Annotated in this window: 16 protein-coding genes; 14 read left to right on the top strand and 2 right to left on the bottom strand. The window is 70.8% G+C overall.

Features of this window, described 5'->3' with window-relative positions; translation table 11 throughout:
- Positions 1-1,148: 1,148 nt before the first annotated feature.
- Positions 1,149-2,285, top strand: coding sequence for an acyltransferase (locus FKO37_RS22940; RefSeq protein ID WP_238605721.1), 1,137 nt, complete (start codon positions 1,149-1,151; stop codon positions 2,283-2,285).
- Here FKO37_RS22940 and FKO37_RS22945 read toward each other — a convergent pair whose 3' ends face one another.
- Positions 2,286-3,491, bottom strand: a complete 1,206-nt coding sequence (locus tag FKO37_RS22945; RefSeq protein ID WP_051729107.1) for an FAD-dependent monooxygenase — start codon at positions 3,489-3,491, stop codon at positions 2,286-2,288.
- Positions 3,492-4,106: 615 nt separating this feature from the next.
- Positions 4,107-4,382, bottom strand: a complete 276-nt coding sequence (locus FKO37_RS22950) for a YggT family protein (RefSeq protein WP_037815567.1) — start codon at positions 4,380-4,382, stop codon at positions 4,107-4,109.
- A 145-nt stretch (positions 4,383-4,527) separates the two neighbouring features.
- On the opposite strand from FKO37_RS22950, the gene FKO37_RS22955 reads away from it, so the two are divergent.
- From FKO37_RS22955 to FKO37_RS23015, 13 genes are all read left to right on the top strand, one after another.
- Positions 4,528-6,228, top strand: a complete 1,701-nt coding sequence (locus FKO37_RS22955) for an IlvD/Edd family dehydratase (protein ID WP_308196542.1) — start codon at positions 4,528-4,530, stop codon at positions 6,226-6,228.
- The gene (locus tag FKO37_RS22960) at positions 6,228-7,061 is read left to right on the top strand and encodes a fumarylacetoacetate hydrolase family protein (RefSeq protein WP_238605722.1); all 834 of its coding nucleotides are present in this window, start codon (positions 6,228-6,230) and stop codon (positions 7,059-7,061) included. Before FKO37_RS22955 ends, FKO37_RS22960 begins: the two co-directional genes overlap by 1 nt.
- An 87-nt stretch (positions 7,062-7,148) precedes the next feature.
- Positions 7,149-8,453 carry an alginate lyase family protein gene (locus FKO37_RS22965; protein ID WP_051729108.1) on the top strand — a complete coding sequence of 435 codons (1,305 nt, stop codon included), beginning with the start codon at positions 7,149-7,151 and terminating at the stop codon, positions 8,451-8,453.
- Positions 8,454-8,558: 105 nt separating this feature from the next.
- The gene (locus FKO37_RS22970; RefSeq protein WP_134670334.1) at positions 8,559-8,843 is read left to right on the top strand and encodes an isoamylase early set domain-containing protein; all 285 of its coding nucleotides are present in this window, start codon (positions 8,559-8,561) and stop codon (positions 8,841-8,843) included.
- A 665-nt stretch (positions 8,844-9,508) separates the two neighbouring features.
- Complete coding sequence (locus FKO37_RS22975; protein ID WP_238605723.1) at positions 9,509-10,123, top strand: TetR/AcrR family transcriptional regulator; 615 nt, start codon at positions 9,509-9,511, stop codon at positions 10,121-10,123.
- A gap of 1 nt (position 10,124) precedes the next feature.
- The gene (locus tag FKO37_RS22980; protein ID WP_037815577.1) at positions 10,125-10,787 is read left to right on the top strand and encodes an enoyl-CoA hydratase/isomerase family protein; all 663 of its coding nucleotides are present in this window, start codon (positions 10,125-10,127) and stop codon (positions 10,785-10,787) included.
- Between the two features lie 128 nt (positions 10,788-10,915).
- The gene (gene crcB, locus FKO37_RS22985; protein ID WP_037815578.1) at positions 10,916-11,383 is read left to right on the top strand and encodes a fluoride efflux transporter CrcB; all 468 of its coding nucleotides are present in this window, start codon (positions 10,916-10,918) and stop codon (positions 11,381-11,383) included.
- Positions 11,383-11,751: a fluoride efflux transporter CrcB gene (crcB, locus tag FKO37_RS22990; protein ID WP_037815581.1), complete on the top strand. Its 369-nt coding sequence runs from the start codon at positions 11,383-11,385 to the stop codon at positions 11,749-11,751. Before crcB (FKO37_RS22985) ends, crcB (FKO37_RS22990) begins: the two co-directional genes overlap by 1 nt.
- 113 nt (positions 11,752-11,864) lie before the next feature.
- A complete protein-coding gene (locus FKO37_RS22995; protein WP_037815669.1) occupies positions 11,865-13,190 on the top strand; it encodes a cytosine permease in 1,326 nt (441 codons plus the stop codon).
- Between the two features lie 27 nt (positions 13,191-13,217).
- Positions 13,218-14,768 carry a hydantoinase/oxoprolinase N-terminal domain-containing protein gene (locus FKO37_RS23000; RefSeq protein WP_037815583.1) on the top strand — a complete coding sequence of 517 codons (1,551 nt, stop codon included), beginning with the start codon at positions 13,218-13,220 and terminating at the stop codon, positions 14,766-14,768.
- 3 nt (positions 14,769-14,771) lie between these two features.
- Positions 14,772-15,842 carry a DUF917 domain-containing protein gene (locus FKO37_RS23005; RefSeq protein WP_238605724.1) on the top strand — a complete coding sequence of 357 codons (1,071 nt, stop codon included), beginning with the start codon at positions 14,772-14,774 and terminating at the stop codon, positions 15,840-15,842.
- Positions 15,839-16,933 carry a DUF917 domain-containing protein gene (locus FKO37_RS23010; protein WP_238605725.1) on the top strand — a complete coding sequence of 365 codons (1,095 nt, stop codon included), beginning with the start codon at positions 15,839-15,841 and terminating at the stop codon, positions 16,931-16,933. Before FKO37_RS23005 ends, FKO37_RS23010 begins: the two co-directional genes overlap by 4 nt.
- Complete coding sequence (locus FKO37_RS23015; RefSeq protein ID WP_238605726.1) at positions 16,930-17,649, top strand: SDR family oxidoreductase; 720 nt, start codon at positions 16,930-16,932, stop codon at positions 17,647-17,649. Before FKO37_RS23010 ends, FKO37_RS23015 begins: the two co-directional genes overlap by 4 nt.
- The last annotated feature ends 14 nt before the right edge of the window (positions 17,650-17,663 follow it).

The raw sequence follows: 17,663 nt of genomic DNA on the forward strand, positions 1-17,663 counted from the left end.
AACTGTCGTCCGGAGCCGGAGCAGCCCTGGTCGCGAGAGGTCACGGCTCGGAGCGTGAGACCGTCTACGGGAGCTGGAGGCGGAGGGACTCGAACATCATCCAGCCCGGGTCAGCCGATCTGCACGGGGGAGCGCGAGCCGAACCCACAAGGCGGAGAGCCGGGACCGGCGGATCGTCCGTGCCGGGCGGCGCGCGACGTCTCGCACGCGGAGCGTGCGCTGGCCGATTGCGTTCGCGGGGTGAGCTCGGCTGGTGGGCTGCGGCTGGCCGGGCGCGTTCGCGGGGCGGACTCGGTCGGCGGGCTGCGGCTGGCCGGTTGCGTTCGCGGGGTGAGCTCGGCTGGCGGGCTGCGGCTGGCCGGTTGCGTTCGCGGGGTGAGCTCGGCTGGCGGGCTGCGGCTGGCCGGTTGCGTTCGCGGCGTGAGCTCGGTCGGCAGGCCGCGGCTGGTCGGGCGCATGCGCGGGGTGGGCTCGGCTGGCGCGCGACGGCTGGCCGGTTGCAGTTGCGGGGCGGACTCGGTCGGCGGGTTGCGGGTGGCCGGGCGCATTCGCAGGGCGCGCCTGGCTCGGTGTCGGGCGGCGGGCTGCGACCGGCCGAGCGGGTCTGCGAGTTGAGCCTGGCTGGAGGGCCGGAGCAGGTCGGAGCGGAAGCCAGCTTGCCCGGTCGAACCGGGCCGGTCGTCCCGGTTCAGCGGAATGCCGGAGCGGGCCGTCGTACGGCGAGGGCGGCATCCCGCAAGTGACCCCAGCGCTCAACCCCGCGGTGCGCTCGAATCGTCATGCGGTCCGTGGCGCCCGGTCATGCTCGTGCGACACGAACAAGACCGATTCAGTCGCACCGCCGATCCATCCCCAACCCCGCCAACCGCACAGTGCACGGAAACCAAGCAAGCATTTGTCCGTCACATCCAACGAGTCAATCCCGCTTGCTCGCAACCGAAACCCTCTCACTCACCGGAACCCGACAACCCCGAGCCGCCCCTCCCCTCGCGAGCCGACCGAGCCGGAAACCCCTCTGCCACCACGGCTTTCCCCGCCAGACTCCCCGCCCGAAGACCACGAACCCGCGCCCTGTACCGGAAATGCCCGCCCGCCATGCCCCAGGGTCCCTCCGCACCGTGCGAAGCCGACCAGTTACGGTGGCGTGCGTGTCCTCGTTCCGTCCGGTGAGCGTGTCTTCGGGGAACCGGCGGATCAGCTGGGACCTCGTGCGCGGTGGGTGCGTCGTGCTGGTGCTGCTGTACCACGCGACCTTCATGAGCGTCGTCGTGCATCCCGAGCTCGGGCCGCGGCGGTTCGTGTTCCCGCATCAGATCGGGGCGAGCCTGCTGCTCGTGATTTCCGCGTACTTCGCCGCCGTCACGATCGGGCGCGGGTCGCTCGGCCGGTACTGGTGGGGGCGGATCGCGCGGTTGCTGCCGCCGTTTCTCGCCGCCGTCGTCGTGATCTACTTCGCGCTGCGGTACCTCTCGCCGCCCGGCTGGTTCAGCCCGCGGTTCGGCGACCTCGTCGGCAACCTGCTGATGCTCTGGAACTGGAAACCCGCCGTCTACCCCTTCCTCGACGGCTCGCACTGGACGATTCCCCTCCAGCTCATGGCGTTCACCGTCGCCGCGCTGCTCTATCGCGGCAGCTGGGGGCACGGCCGCAAGTTCCGCGTCGTCATGTGGGCCGCCCTGCTCGTCCCGCTCGCGCAGTGGCCGCTGCGCATCTCCGGTCCGCCCGAGTGGTACCGGGTCGTCGTCGACGGCTTCGGATTCCACCGCTGGCACCTGTTCGTCGCCGGCATCGCGGTCTGGCTCTGGACCAAAAAACGGGTGTCCACGACCGAATTCGTGCTGCTGGAAGTCCTGTGCGTCACCGCGCACGCCCTGCACGGCGCGGCCGTCACCCCGGCCGGGATCGACGTCGAATGGGGCTCGACGCTCGGCATCGCGACCGGGATCGCGGTGATCTCGCTGGCCGCGGCGGGCCCGGACTGGAACCGGTTCCTCCCGGCCTTCGTCCAGCGCGCGATCACCTGGTTCGCGGGGATCTCCTACGGCGTCTTCCTGATCCACCAGGCCATCGGCTACCTCGTGCTGCACTGGCTGTCCGGCTTCGGCGTCGACCCGCTGCTGCAGACCGCCGCCATGATCACCACCGGCGTCGTCCTCGGCTGGGCCCTCACCCGCCTGGTCGAACGCCCCGCCCACCGCTTCCTCATGCGCGGCTACGACACCTGGACCGCCCGGCGCCGGCCCGGCGACGAACCAGTCCCAGTCACCGCGGGACCCCGCGCCTGATCAGGTCCGCAGGCTAGGCCCGGAGTCCGGCACCCCGGCATAGTCGGGCAGTTCGACGCCGTTGATCGCGCGATCGATCAGCGCGGTCAACGCCTCCATATCCGGCTCCGGTGCCGGTTCGGCGTCCGGCCGCGGGACGGCGCGGCTCTCCGCGTGCAACCGGCCGATCTCCTGGTTGGCCTCGACGAACGAGCGCATCCGGGCCTCGTACCCAGCGAACCCGACCCCGGGATCCCACTGGGCGGCAGCCAGTTCTCCGGCGAGCAGATAGGCGCCGACCAGAGCCAGCCCGGTGCCCGCACCGGACATCGGCGACGAGCTGTACGCCGCGTCGCCGATCAGCCCCACCCGGCCGTCCGACCAGCGGTCCATCACCACCTGGGCGACCTGGTCGAGGTAAAAGTCCGGGGTGTCGTCCAGGTGCGTGAGAATGCGCGGCGCGAGCCAGCCCAGCCCGGCCGTCTGCTCGCGCAGCAGGCGTTTCTGTCCCTCGACATCGCGGTAATCGACGTCGAATCCGGCCGCGGGGAAGGTGAACATGGCCATCGCCCTCGTGGCGTCCCGGATCGGCCGCAGACCGACGGCCCGCGCGGACGCCTGGTCCTGGTACTCGATGAACCAGCGGTCCAGCCCGAACTCGTTGGGCACGCTGTAGAAGGCCAGCACGAGCCCGAGATGCCGGACGAACTTCTCGCGCGGCCCGAATACCGCCGCGCGCAGTGCCGAGTGCAGCCCGTCCGCCCCGATCACCAGGTCGAAGCGCCGCTGCCCGCCGCTCGCGAAGGTGACGTCGACGCCGTCCGCGTCCTGGACGAGATCGGCGATCCGGTCGCCGAAGACGTACTCGACGCCGTCGCGGGTGTCGTCGTAAAGGACCTGGGACAGGTCTCCCCGCAGGATCTCGATTTCCGCGATGTACCCGTCGCCGCCGTCGTCGTCGGCGCGGTAGGTCTCCAGCACGTTCCCGTCGACGTCCACGGTGTGCGCACCCGCGGTGTCCGTGCGGGCCGCGCGCACCGCCTCGTCCAGCCCCATCCGCCGGATGACCTCCTTGGCCACCCCGCGCGCATCGACCGCCTGACCGCCGGGACGCAAGCCAGGAGCCCGCTCCACCACGGTCACCTCGGCTCCCCGCCGACGCAGCCAATGGGCCAACGCAGGCCCCGCGATGCTCGCTCCGGCCACCAACACCCTGCTACCGCTCACCGCGGCCCCCCTCGCCTCCGGATGACGGTGGGGAGTCTACGGCGAGCGACGCCCGCGCAGGCGCTCCGCAGCCATCGAGGGCGGATGGCCGGGTGCCGCGATCGAGGGCCGACACGGGGTTGCCAGCCGCGAAGGTGCCAACCGGCGAAGTTGTGCCAGACGGCTCCAGGCTGAGAGGGAGCGAGCCCGCGAAGATGCGAGCCTGCGAAGGCGTCGGGGCGCGAAGAAGGTGCGAGCCCGCATGGGTGCCAGGCCCCAAAGACCGCCAGGTCGCGAGGGTGCCAGCCGTGAAGGCGTCAGGCCGCGAAGATGCGAGCCCGCGACGGCTCCAGACTGCGAAGGCGCGAGCCCGCCGAGGTGCCAGCCCGCAAAGGCACGAGGCGGCAAAGACACCAACCCTCGAAGTCGCCAGCCCCGCCAAGGCACCAGCCCGCGAAGTGTCAGCCCGCGAAGTGTCAGCCCGCGAAGGTGTCAGGCCGCGAAGGTGCCAGGCCGCGAAGGTGCCAGCCCGCGAAGGTGCCAGCCCGCGAAGATGCCAGCCGCGAAGGTGCCAGCCCGCCAAGGCACCAGCCCACAACGGCATCAACCCGGCCACCAACCCGCGCACTCCTCGCCCTACAACGCGAACGCGATGCCCCGCACCACCAGCGCCGCGAAGAACACCACCGTGAACGCCAGGTCGAATCCGACCCCGCCCGCCCGTACCGGCGGCAGCACCCGGCGCACCGGGGCGATCACCGGTTCGGTGGCGCGGTGGCTGATCCGGCGCACCTGGCCGAGCCACGCGGGCCCGGTCGCGACCAGGCGGGTCCAGTCCAGGACCATCCGCACCACCAGCACCACGATGAACACGGTCAGGACATACCCGACCAGGGTCCCGATCAGGCTCATCGCACACCTCGCGTCTCCGGCAACGTTCTCACCCCCTCCAACGTCCGGCGGTCCCGCGAAGTGTCCGGTTCACCGGATTTCTCAGCCGATTGCCAGGATCCGCCCGATCGGGTATCGAGGAGAGTTCCGGGGAAGGGAGCGGCGGGTGCGCAGTGCGGCGTGGTTCGGGGCGTCCGGCCGGGCGGGGATGATCCACCGCTCGTGGATGCGGTCCCAGGGGTTCGGCCCGGAGGTGTTCGACGGCAGGCCGGTGATCGGGATCGCGGTGAGCGCTTCCGAGCTGGCCCCGTGCAACGTCCACCTCGACCGGGTCGCCGAGGCGGTCAAGCGCGGCGTCTGGCAGGCGGGCGGCTTCCCGCTCGCGTTCCCGACGATGGCGACCGGCGAGACGCTCATGCGCCCCACCGCGATGCTCTACCGCAACCTGATGGCGATGGAGGTCGAGGAGCTGATCCGCGCCAATCCGCTCGACGGCGTCGTCCTGCTTTCCGGCTGCGACAAGACGACCCCGGCGATGCTGATGGGCGCGGCGAGCGTCGACCTGCCCGCGGTGATGGTCACCGGCGGCCCGATGCTCAACGGCAAGTTCCGCGGCGGCGACGTCGGCTCGGGCACGCACGTCTGGAAGTTCGAGGAAGAGCGCAAAGCCGGCCGGATGACCGAGGAGGAGTGCTTCTTCGCCGAAGGCTGCATGGCCCGCTCGAACGGCCACTGCATGACCATGGGCACCGCCTCGACGATGGCCTGTCTCGCCGAAGCGCTCGGCATGCAGCTGCCCGGTTCGGCGACCTGGCCCGCGGTCGACGCGCGGCGGTTCGAGACCGCGCAGGCGGCCGGGCAGCGGATTGTCGCGATGGTGCGGGAAGACCTGCGCCCGTCCGGGATCCTGACCCGCGCGGCGTTCGAGAACGCGATCCGCGTCAACGCGGCGATCGGCGGGTCCACCAACGCGATCGTGCACCTTCTCGCGCTGGCCGGGCGCGTCGGCGTCCCGCTCGCGATGGGCGACTTCGACGAACTGGGCCGAGCCGTCCCCACGTTGGTGAACCTGATGCCGTCGGGGAAGTTCCTGATGGAGGATTTCTGTTACGCGGGAGGGGTTCCCGTGGTGCTGACGAGGCTCGCCGAAGCCGGGCTGCTGCACACCGACGTCCAAACGGTCGCCGGAAAGACGAGAGAACCCGCGGAGTGCTGGAACGACGAGGTGATCACGACTGTCGACGCGCCGTTCCAGCCGCCCGGCACCGGAACCGCTGTGCTCACCGGGAATCTCGCCCCGGAAGGCGCGGTGCTGAAGCAGTCGGCCGCGTCGCCGGAGCTGCTCACGCACACCGGCCCGGCGCTGGTCTTCGACACCGCCGAGGACTACCACCGCGTCGTCGACGATCCGGACCTGCCCGTCACCCCTGAAACGATCCTCGTGATCCGCGGCGCGGGCCCGAAGGGCTACCCGGGCATGCCGGAGGTCGCGAACGTCCCGGTGCCGAAGAAGCTGATCGAACGGGGGATCACGGACGTGGTGCGGATCTGCGACGGCCGGATGTCCGGCACCGGCTACGGCACGGTCGTGCTGCACGTGAGCCCGGAATCGGCGGTCGGCGGCCCGCTCGCGCTCGTCCGCACCGGCGACCGGATCACGCTCGACACCCCGGCCCGCCGGCTGACCCTGCACGTGCCCGACGAGGAACTCGCCGCCCGCCGCGCAGCGTGGACGCCGCCGGAAAGCCCGTACCGAAGCGGATACACCTGGCTTTACCGCGAGCACGTCACCCAGGCCCACCTCGGCGCGGACTTCGATTTCCTGCACGGCACCCGCGGTTCCGCCGTGCCGAGGGATTCGCACTGATGCGCCGCCTCCTGAAAACCGCCGCGGGCTGGCAGGTCACCGACGGCGAGTCCACCGGCGCACTCCCGCCCGGGACAACGCTCGGCTCCCTGCTGGCACTGTCCGCCGAAGACTTCGCCGAAGCGCTGGCAGTCGAGCTGACGCCGGGAGAACCGGGCGAGCCGCGAGCGCCGGTCGACGATGACACCGAGGTGTGGGCCGCTGGAGTCACCTACGAGGTGTCGCGCGAGGCGCGGATGGAGGAGAGCGGCGACGCGGACGTCTACGCCCGGGTCTACGAAGCGGAACGTCCGGAGCTGTTCTTCAAGAGCGTCGGGCACCGCGTGCGCGGGCCGGGGGAGCCGATCGGCGTCCGCGAAGATTCCACTTGGGACGTTCCGGAACCCGAATTGGCATTGGTGTGCAACGCGAACGCGGAGATCGTCGGCTACACGATCGTCAACGACGTGAGTTCGCGCAGCATCGAAGGCGAGAACCCGCTGTACCTGCCGCAGGCCAAGATGTACCGCGGCTCGTGCGCGGCCGGGCCGTGGATCGTGCCCGCGCAAGACATCCCGGATCCGTATGCGCTCGGCATCACCGTGTCGATCCACCGCGCCGGAGGGCTGCTCTGGGCAGGGGAGACGTCCACCGCGCGGCTGCACCGCCGGTTCACGGATCTGGTCGCGTGGCTCTATCGCGGCGACGTTTTCCCGCGCGGAGCCGTCCTGGCCACCGGTACATCCGCCGTTCCCGGCCCGGACGTCACGCTCGAGGCGGACGACGAGGTCACCATCATGATCGAGGGCATCGGCGCCCTCCGGAACCCGGTCCGGCGGGGCTGGTTCGCCTGACCTCCTCTTGACGCGGCCCCGCGCGTTCGGTTATTCAATCTCAGTTCACATATCTGTGGAGTATTCATATTCTTGAACGGAGTTGCGGTGCTGCCTCCTTCCCGGTCTTCCCGTCCGCGTCGTCTCGCGGCGGTTCTCGCGACGGTCGCGGGGCTGCTCGCGTCCACTGCCGGAGCGGCGACCGCCGCGCCCGCGCCGAGGTCGTGTTCGTTCGTCTGCGTGCCGGACACTGTGGTGCTCGACGGCCTGCACCTGGCAGGCAACAAGATCGGCCTGATGGCCGGCAACCCGACGCTGCGCACGTCGCTGTCGAACCTGCTTAAGCAGGCCGACGACGCGCTGACCAAGGGCCCGTGGACGGTCGTCGACAAGGAGCGCGTCCCGCCGAGCGGCGACAAGCACGACTACCTCAGCCTCGCCCCGTACTACTGGCCGAGCCAGCCGAAAACGCCGGAAAACCCGCAGGGCTGCCCGTACGTCGACCGCGACGGCCAGGTCAACCCCGAGATGAAGAACGTGCCGGACAAGGCCGAGCGGCTCGTCGCGTTCAACTCGATCTACCAGCTTTCGCTCGCCTGGTACTACACCGGCAAGGCCGAGTACGCCCAGCGCGCCGCGCTCGACCTGCGCACCTGGTTCCTCGACGCGGCAACGAAAATGAACCCGAACCTGAACTTCGCGCAGGGCATCCCGTGCAAGACCGACGGGCGCGGGATCGGCATCATCGAGTTCTCCTACACCTTCACCCAGGTCCTCGACGCCGCGCGGATCCTCGAAGCGGGCGCGCCCGGCTGGACGAAGGCCGACGGCAAGGCGTTCCGCGGCTGGTCGGCCGACTTCCTGACCTGGTTGCGCACCAGCAAGAACGGCACCGACGAGGCGAAGGCGACCAACAACCACGGCACCTTCTACGACCTGCTGACCGCGGCGACCGCGAGCTACGTCGGCCAGCGCGACCTGGCCCGCACGATCGTCCGCGACTCCGGCAAGGCCCGGATCGACCACCAGATCGCCGCGGACGGCGGCCAGCCCGAGGAATCCACCCGCACGCGGACGTACCACTACCACACGTTCAACCTGGTCGCGCTGACTCGCCTGGCGCAGCTGGGCAAGCACCTGGGCGTCAACCTGTGGGGCTACCGGAATCCGCAGGGCGGCAGCATTTTCGCCGCCGTCGACCACCTGCTCCCGGCGGCGACCGGGGCCGCGCCGTGGCCGTTGCCGGACATCCATTTCATCCAGTACGCCGCCCTCGACAGCGTGCACGCCGCCGCCGACGCGGGGGACTGGAAGGCCCGGGCCGCGGTCGGCCGCATCCCGGCCCCGCCCGGCGGCGACCTGTTCCCGGTGCGCCCGGCGGCCGAGCAGCTGGACGACGTTTCCACCACCTGAGCCCGCTTTTCACCCGGACGCGGCACCCGCCGCGTCCGGGTTCCCGGCGGCGGTCATGGAACGATTCAGAAGGACCGATTCGCCGGAACGGGAAAGGGAAACGCCGTGATCAAGACCAGCCGGAGCAACGGCTCCGGGGCCCGGCGGGTGACGTTCGTCCTGCCGCTCGACACCCCGCCCGGCCCGGTGAGCGTGGTCGGCGACTTCAACGACTGGCAGCCCGGACGCCACGAACTCCGCAAACGCTCGAACGGCACGCGCTCGGCCGCGGTGGAAGTCCCGCCGGGCGCCCGGATCCGCTTCCGCTACCTGGCCGACGGCGGCCGCTGGCTGGACGACCCGGACGCCACCGCGCGCGACGGGCGGGATTGCTTGTACGTCGCGGATTGACCCGGCCCGCGGGGCGCGGTCGGTTGCGGCGAATGCGGCTCGGCTCCCGCGAACGAGGCGGGGATCGCACTCTGCTCGCCGGGCGGGATTGCCTGTACTTCGAGGGCTGATTCGGCCTGCGTGGCGGGCGCGGGGGGTTGCTGCGAATGCGGTCGGCTCCCGCGAACGGGGTGGGGGGGCCGCGCTCTGCTCGGCGAACGGGGCTGCCTGTACATCGCGGACTGGCCCGGTCTGCGCGGCGGGGCGCGGGCGGTTGCGGCGAATGCGGCTCGGCTCCCGCGAACGGGGCGGGGAATCACGCCTTGCCCGGTGAGCGGCCGAAGGTTGCTTCGCGCGTGGGCGATTCCTCGGTGCCGGACAAGATTTCCGGCGGTGAACGCTCGCTCCGGAGCGACATTCCCCCAGAGCGACCTTTGCCCCCGGAGACCGACGTTGCCTCCGCAACGACGCGTGCCCCGGCGAGTAGCTCGTGCGGCGTGCATCAGGCGAACGACGTCTGAGCAACCCCACGCAAAGCTGGGCACGCAGCGATGGCCCCAGCGAAAGTCATGCAGCGATCCTCGCGTGCGTTTAAGCCGGTGAGAACCAGCACCCCCAAGCACGAACCCTGAGCCACACCTCACCCCGCTCTAGTTTTGGAGCATCCGCTCCATTACCATCCACCCATGCCCCGCCCCCGGATCCACGATCCCGAGCTGATCCTCGACACCGCCGAGCGTCTCATCGCCGACCTCGGTCCCGAGGCGCTCACCGTCCGGCGGCTCGCGCTGGAGGCGGGCGTCCCGAACAGCACGATCTACCACGCCTTCGCCAACCTCCCCGCCCTGATCGGCCGGACCTGGCTCCGCGCCGCCACCTTCTTTCTCGACGAACAAGAACGGCTGGTCGACGAAGCCGCAAACCCGATCGAAGCAGTGGTCGCAGCGGCCGACACCCCAGCCGTAGTAGCCGACGCACGACCGGACGCGGCGCGGATGATGATCGCCGTCCCCTCGAAGCGGGTGCTGGGGCCGCAGCTTCCGGAAGACGTAGCGGAAGCCTTGCACGCCTTGGACAAACGCCTCGTCCGCCTCTTGGTCCGCCTCGCCCGCCAGCTCTGGAACCGCGGCGACGGGCAAGCCGTAGAAGTCATCACCGCCTGCGTCGTGGACCTCCCGACGGCCCTGCTCCGCCGCGAACTCGCCACCGGTCCCGCCAGCAGGGAAAGCCGGGAACGGCTGGCCGCGGCGGTCCGCGCGATCCTCGCACTCCAACCCCCGGAAAAGTCCAGAAAGGACTGAAATGCCCACCCTCACCACCACCGGCGCCGTCCACGTTCTCGACTTCGGCGCCGACGAAAACCGTTTCGCCCCAACGTGGCTGGAGGAAGTCCACGCGCACCTCGACACGGTCACCGCGGGCAAGGAACCCGCCGCGCTCGTCACGATCGGCAGCGGCAAGTACTACTCCAACGGCCTCGACCTCGACTGGCTCACCAGCCACCCCGGCGACGCGGGCAAATACGTGACCAGCATCCACGAACTCCTCGCCCGCGTGCTCGCCCTCCCGGTCCCGACGATCGCGGCGGTCAACGGGCACGCTTTCGGCGGTGGCGCGATGCTCGCGATGGCTCACGATTTCCGCGTCATGCGCGAGGACCGCGGCTACTTCTGCTTCCCCGAGGCCGACATCAACCTCCCCTTCACGCCAGGGATGGCCGCGCTCGTCCAGGCGAAGCTCACCCCGGCCGCCGCAGTCGCGTCGATGACCACTGGGAGCCGGTTCGGCGGTCCGCAAGCGAAGGCGCTCGGCCTGGTCGACGCGACCGCCGCGCTGGACGACCTGCGGACGGCCGCGGTCGACCGGGTCGCTCCGCTCGCGGGCAAGGACCGCGGCACGCTCGGGGCGATCAAGTCCACTATGTTCGGTCCGGCGCTGACCGCGTTGCGGGAGGCGGGGAACTGATCGGGTAGGCTCGCGTACGCGCGGCGGTGGGGCTCGCCGCTCCGGGAATCGCCCGGACAACCGCGGCCGGGGGCCGCCAACAGTCCCTACTCGAACGGTGACGCGTGTCCGTGGAGTAGGAGAAGACTGTGCCTGAAGAACCTCTCGACCCCGACGTCGACCTCCGGGATCCCGTGCAGCAACGCGAACTCGTCCGGCACCACGTGTCGGTGCTCGGGGTGATCGCGCTCGGCGGCGGGCTCGGCGCGCTGGCCCGCTACGGCCTCGCCCAGGCCCTTCCCACCGAGACCGGCGGCTTCCCGTGGGCGACCTTCTGGACGAACGTCGCCGGCTGCTTCCTCATCGGCGTGCTGATGGTGCTGGTCACCGAGGCGTGGTCGGCGCACCGGCTGGTGCGGCCGTTCCTCGGCGTCGGCGTCCTCGGCGGCTTCACCACTTTCTCCACGTACGCGGTCGAAGCGCGCAATCTGCTGCGGCCGGACACCGTGCCGGTCGCCTTCGGCTATCTCGGCGGAACGCTCGCCGCCGCGCTGCTCGCCGTCCTGCTGGGCCACGCGATCACCCGCAAGCTGGTCCCGGTGGAGGTGGCTGTCTGATGACCGTCCTCCTCGTCTTCCTCGGCGCCGCGGTCGGAGCACCGATGCGGTACCTGACCGACCGGGCCGTCCAGTCCCGGCACCAGAGCCTGTTCCCGTGGGGCACGTTCACCGTCAACCTGATCGGCTGTGTCCTGCTCGGCGGGCTCGCCGGTGCCGGGACTGCGCTGCCCGCGGCGGTTTACTCGCTGCTCGGCACCGGATTCTGCGGCGCGCTCACGACGTACAGCACGTTCAGCTACGAAACCGTCCGGCTGGTCGAGCGCCAGTCGTACTTCGCCGCGGCGGCGAACGTGGTCGTCAGCGTCGCGGCGGGCGTCGGCGCGGCGGCGTTCGCGTACGAGGCTGTCCACGCCTTGGTCGGGTAAGAGTGCGGGTTGCACAGCCGGATGGTCCAGGCTGTGCAGATCGCACGGTGACCTCGCCGGAGCTGCTGCTTACCGTGCTGGGAACCGTTCCCCTCCAGGATGAGGAGGTCGCCATGGCCTCGGCTGTCGGTGTCGACGATTACGCGCTGACCAGGGTGCCCGATTCCGCCCGTTACTCGTGGTGGTCGGTCGCTGTGCAGCGGTTCGGCCAGGTTTCCGCGCTGTCGCAGTTCCTGCTCGGCGCCACCATCGGCTTCGGGATGAGCTTCGGGAACGCCGTGCTGGCGTTCACGCTCGGCTCGGTCATCCTCGAGCTGATCACCATTCTCGTCGGCGTGATCGGCGTCCGCGAAGGCCTCACCACCTCGATGATCGCGCGCTGGACCGGCTTCGGCCGCGGCGGTTCCGCGCTCATCGGGCTGGCCATCGGGATCAGCCTGATCGGGTGGTTCGGCATCCAGTCCGCGGTGTCCGCGCAGGGCCTCGCCGCGCTGGTCGGCGGACTGCCGGAGTGGGGCTGGGCGCTCGTGTTCGGCCTGGTGGTGACCGCGATCGTGGTCCGCGGCTTCCACTCGATGGCGTGGACGGCGTACCTGATGGTGCCCGCGTTCCTGGTCCTGGTCGGCTGGTCGGTGGTCTCCGAACTGACCCGGCACGACCTCGGCGCGCTCGTGGCGTCCGCGCCGCCCGGCCCGACGCTGTCGCTGTTGCAGGGCACGACGCTGGTCGCGGGCGGGTTCATCGTCGGCGCGGTGATCACGCCGGACATGACCCGGTTCAACCGCACCACCGGCGACGTCGTCAAGCAGACGCTCGTCGGCGTCACCCTCGGCGAGTACGTGATCGGCCTGGCCGGCGTGCTGCTCGCGCACGCGGTCGGCACGGCGCAGATCACCACGATCGTCACGTCGTCGGTCGGCTGGGTCGGGCTGCTGATCGTCATCGCGGGCACGATGAAGATCAACGACTGGAACCTGTACTCGTCCGGGCTCGGCGTCGTGAACTTCATCGGCACCGTCTCCGGGAAACGGGCGCACCGCGGCCTGGTCACCGCCGTGCTCGGCGTGGTGGGCAGCGTGCTCGCCGCGGCCGGGATCCTCTCGAAGTTCACCGATTTCCTGACCGTGCTCGGGGTCGCGTTCCCGCCCATCGCCGGGATCATGGTCGCGGAGTACTTCGTGGTGAAGCAGTGGCGCGGCGACCTGGAGGAGGCCAGGGCGCGGGGCGCGGTGCCCGCCGACGCCCCGGTGTGGGTGCCCGCGACGATCGTCGTCTGGATCGCCGCCGCGCTGTTCGGCGAGTTCGTGGACTGGGGGCTGCCCAGCATCAACTCGCTCGTCGTCGCTTTCGTTCTGTACGTGGCCGCCGGGAAGCTCGGCCTGGTCCGCGGGGTCGGCAAGAGCCGGACCGCGGACGCCGAACCGGCCCCGGCCGCCTGATTCCGTCACCTGGAAGGGGATTTCTCCGTGCGCATCGGCATCGACGTCGGCGGGACCAACACCGACGCGGTCCTGCTGGACGGCCGCGAGGTGCTCGCCTCGATCAAGACCAGCACCACCGAGGACGTCACCTCGGGCATCGTCGCCGCGATCGACGGGCTGCAGCGGCAGCGGGCGTTCGACCCGGCCGCGGTGCGGGCGGTCATGATCGGCACCACGCACTTCATCAACGCGCTCGTCGAGGCGCACCGGCTGGCCCCGACCGCGGCGGTGCGGCTCAGCCTGCCCGCGGGCGCGTCGCTGCCGCCGATGGTGGACTGGCCGCAGCGGCTGGTCGACGCGGTGTCCGGGCGCAGCTACCTGGTGCACGGCGGCCACGAGTTCGACGGACGGCACATCGCCGAACTGGACGAAAGCGAACTGCGCAAGGCCGCCGACGACATGGGCTCGGCCGGCGTGCGCAGCGTCGCGATCACGTCGGTGTTCTCGCCGGTGAACGCGGAGTTCGAGGCCCGGGCGGCGGAGATCATCTCGTCGCAGCTGCCGGACGTCGCGATCTCGCTGTCCCACGAAATCGGCCGGATCGGCTTGCTGGAGCGGGAAAACGCGACCGTCATCAACGCCGCGCTGCGCGAGCTGGCGGCGCACATCGTGGACGGTCTGGCCGCGTCGGTGACCGGCGCGGGCATCACCGCGCCGCTGTACCTGAGCCAGAACGACGGCACGCTGATGGACGTCGACTTCGCCCGCCGCTACCCGGTGGCGACCTTCGCGTCCGGCCCGACGAACTCGATGCGCGGCGCGGCGGTGCTGTCTGGTTTGGATACTTGCGCGGTGGTCGACGTCGGCGGCACCACGAGCGACGTCGGCGTGCTGCGGCAGGGCTTCCCGCGCGAGGCGACCACGGACGTCAGCGTCGCCGGGATCCGCACGAACTTCCGGATGCCGGACGTCCTTTCGATCGGCATCGGCGGCGGCAGCCGGGTGCGCGGCGACGCGTCCGGCGTGACCGTCGGACCGGATTCCGTCGGGTACGAGCTGACCTCGAAGGCGCTCGTGTTCGGCGGAGACACCTTGACCGCCACGGACATCGCGGTCGCCGCCGGGCGGGCCGAGATCGGCGACCCGGCGCTGGTCGCGCACCTCGACCGGGACTTCGTGCGGGCCGCGCTGGACCGGATCGCGGCGGACGTTTCCGACGTCGTGGACCGGATGCGCACGTCGTCCGAGCCGCTTCCGGTGGTCGCCGTCGGCGGCGGCTCGGTGCTGCTGCCGGACGAGCTGGCCGGTTCCGGCGAGGTCCGCCGGCCGGACCACTACGCGGTGGCCAACGCGATCGGCGCGGCGATCGCGCAGATCGGCGGCGAGGTCGACCGGGTGTACGTGATCGAGCCCGGCCGTCGCGAGGCCGTGGTGGACGAGGCGAAGCAGGAAGCGGTCGACCGTGCGGTGGCCGCCGGGGCGAGCCCGGCGTCCGTCGGCATCGTCGACTTCGACGAGGTGCCGATCCCGTACCTGCCCGGCAACGCGACCCGGATCCGGGTCAAGGCGGTCGGCGACTTGCAGCTGGGGGCGTGAACGATGGCTGAGATTACCGAGAAGGACTTGGACGACATCGCGCGCGGCGCGGCGATCCTCGGCACCGGAGGCGGGGGAGACCCGTACATCGGCCGGCTGCTGGCGCATTCCGCGGTCCGCGAGCACGGTTCGGTGCCGCTGGTGAAACTGTCCGAATTGGACGACGACGCCGTGGTGCTGCCGGTCGCGATGATGGGCGCGCCGACGGTGATGGTGGAGAAACTGCCGTCCGCCGAACAGGTCGGGCTCGCCGCCCGGACGCTCGCCACCTATCTGGGCAAGGAACTCACGCACATCGCCTGCGCCGAAGCGGGCGGCGTGAACTCGCTGATCCCGGTCGTCGCGGCGGCGCAGCTCGGCCTGCCGCTCGTGGACGCGGACGGCATGGGCCGCGCGTTCCCGGAGCTGCAGATGGTTTTGCCGACCCTGTACGGAATCCGCGCGACCCCGATGTCCATCGCGGACGAGAAGGGCAACCGCGGCGTACTGGACACTGTGGACAATCACTGGGCGGAGCGGCTGGCCCGGTCGGCGACCATCGACATGGGCTGCTCGGCGATGATCAGCAACTACGCGATGTCCGGCGCGCAGGCCCGCGAATCGATGGTGCCCGGAACGCTGACTTTGTGCGCGGAACTCGGCGCGCTCGTGCGGCAGGCCCGCGAGGAGCACGAGAACCCGGTGGATCGCGTGGTGGAGCGGCTGCGCGGCCGGACGCTGTTCAGCGGCAAGGTCGTGGATGTCGCCCGCCGCACCGTCACCGGGTTCGCCCGCGGCGAGGCCCGGCTGTCTGGCATGGACGGTGACACCGGCACGGAAATGCTGCTGCGGTTCCAGAACGAGCACCTGGTGGCCGAGGTCGACGGCGAGGTGCGCGCTTCGGTGCCGGACCTGATCTGCACGCTCGACCGCGAATCCGGCGAGGCCGTCACCACCGAAGGCCTGCGCTACGGCCAGCGGGTCACGGTGATCGCGGCTCCGGCGGACCCGCGCTGGCACACCCCGGAAGGCATCGCGCTGGCCGGTCCGCGGTACTTCGGCTACGACCTGGACCCGATCGGGGTCGCGGGATGAGCTGGACCCTGACCGAAGACCACCTCGAGGATCTCGCCCGCGGCGCGGCCGTCCTCGGCACCGGTGGCGGCGGCGACCCGTACGTCGGGCGGCTGCTGGTGCGCGAGGCGATCCGCGAGCATGGACCCGTCACCGTGCTCGACCCGGACGACCTGGACGACGACGCCCTCGTCATCCCGACCGCGCAGATGGGCGCGCCGACCGTCGTGCACGAGAAGCTCCCGAACGGCGCCGAACCCGAGCTTGCCTTGCGGGCGCTGGAAAAACACCTCGGCACGAAGGCCGACGCGACGATGCCGATCGAATGCGGCGGGATCAACTCGATGATCCCGCTGGTCGTCGGCGCACGGCTCGGGTTGCCGGTGGTCGACGCCGACGGCATGGGCCGGGCGTTCCCGGAGCTGCAGATGGAAACGTTCGGCGTGTACGGCGTCCCCGGTTCGCCGATGGGCATCGCCGGGGAACGCGGCGAAACCACGCTGATCGACACCGGCGCCGACAACCGGCGGATGGAATGGCTCGCGCGCGGGATTACCATCCGGCTCGGCGGGGTCGCGCACATCGCCGAGTACTCGATGAGCGGCGCGGACGTCAAACGCACCGCCGTGCCGCGGACGCTCTCGCTCGCACTGAGCGTCGGCCGGGCGATTCGCCTTGCCCGCGAAGGGAATGCCGACCCCGTGGCTGCGCTGGCGACCGCGCTCGGCGACACGTTGTACTCGCATCTGCGGGTGTTGTTCCGGGGCAAAGTGTCCGATGTGGAGCGCCGGACCGAAGAAGGATTCGCTAGGGGACGCGCGGCGGCGGTGTCCTTCGACGGTGAGCACAAGCTGGAAATCCTGTTCCAGAACGAGAACCTGGTCGCGCTTGTCGACGGCGAGGTGCGCTGCATGGTGCCCGACCTGATCTGCGTGCTGGAGGCGGAATCCGCCGAGCCGATCACCACCGAGACGCTGCGTTACGGCCAGCGGGTCACGGTGGTGGGAATCTCGACGCCGCCGCTCATGCGCACTCCGGAGGCGCTAGCCACGTTCGGCCCGTCCGCGTTCGGCCTGGCGCACGATTTCATACCGGTGGAGGTGGCTTCGTGAGTTCGCTGGACGGCCGGGTGGTCGTGGTGCTCGGCGGCGGGTCCGGGATCGGGCTGGAGGTCGCCCGGCGTGCGACGGCGGCTGGCGCGCTCGTCCACCTCGGCGGCCGGACCGGCGACAAGCTCCGAGCCGCTGCGGCGGAGCTGGGTCCGACCGCGACCTGGCAGGCGGTGGACACTACCGACCAGGCGTCGCTCGCCGAGTTCTTCGGCGCGCTGGACGGGGTCGACCACCTGTTCACGCCCGCCGCGTCCTACACCGTCGGCCCGATGCGGGACCTGAGCGACGCGGAGGCGGAAAGCCCGTTCGTCACCAAGTTCTGGGGCCAGTACCACGCGGTGAAGCACGCCGCGCCGAAGCTCTCGGACGACGCTTCGGTGGTGCTGATGTCCGGGGTCGCGAGCGTGCGCCCGCCCGCCGCGGCACCGGCGTACATCGCGTGCAACGCGGCGATCGAGGGGCTCGGCCGCGGGCTCGCGGTGGAACTGGCACCGGTCCGGGTGAACGTCGTGTCGCCGGGCACGATCGACGGGAACCTGTGGGCCGGGCGCCCGGCGGCCGCGCGGGAGGCGAGTTTCGCGCAGTACCGCGCGGACACCCTGCTGCACCGCGTCGGCCGGGAGTCCGAAGTGGCCGATGCCGTGCTGTACCTGTTCACCAGCACTTACACCACCGGTTCGACGCTGTATCCGGACGGCGGCTACAGCTTCCGCTGATACGCTGACCAGCC

Source organism: Amycolatopsis sp. Poz14, from assembly GCF_006704225.1.
Classification (GTDB): Bacteria; Actinomycetota; Actinomycetes; order Mycobacteriales; family Pseudonocardiaceae; genus Amycolatopsis; species Amycolatopsis nivea.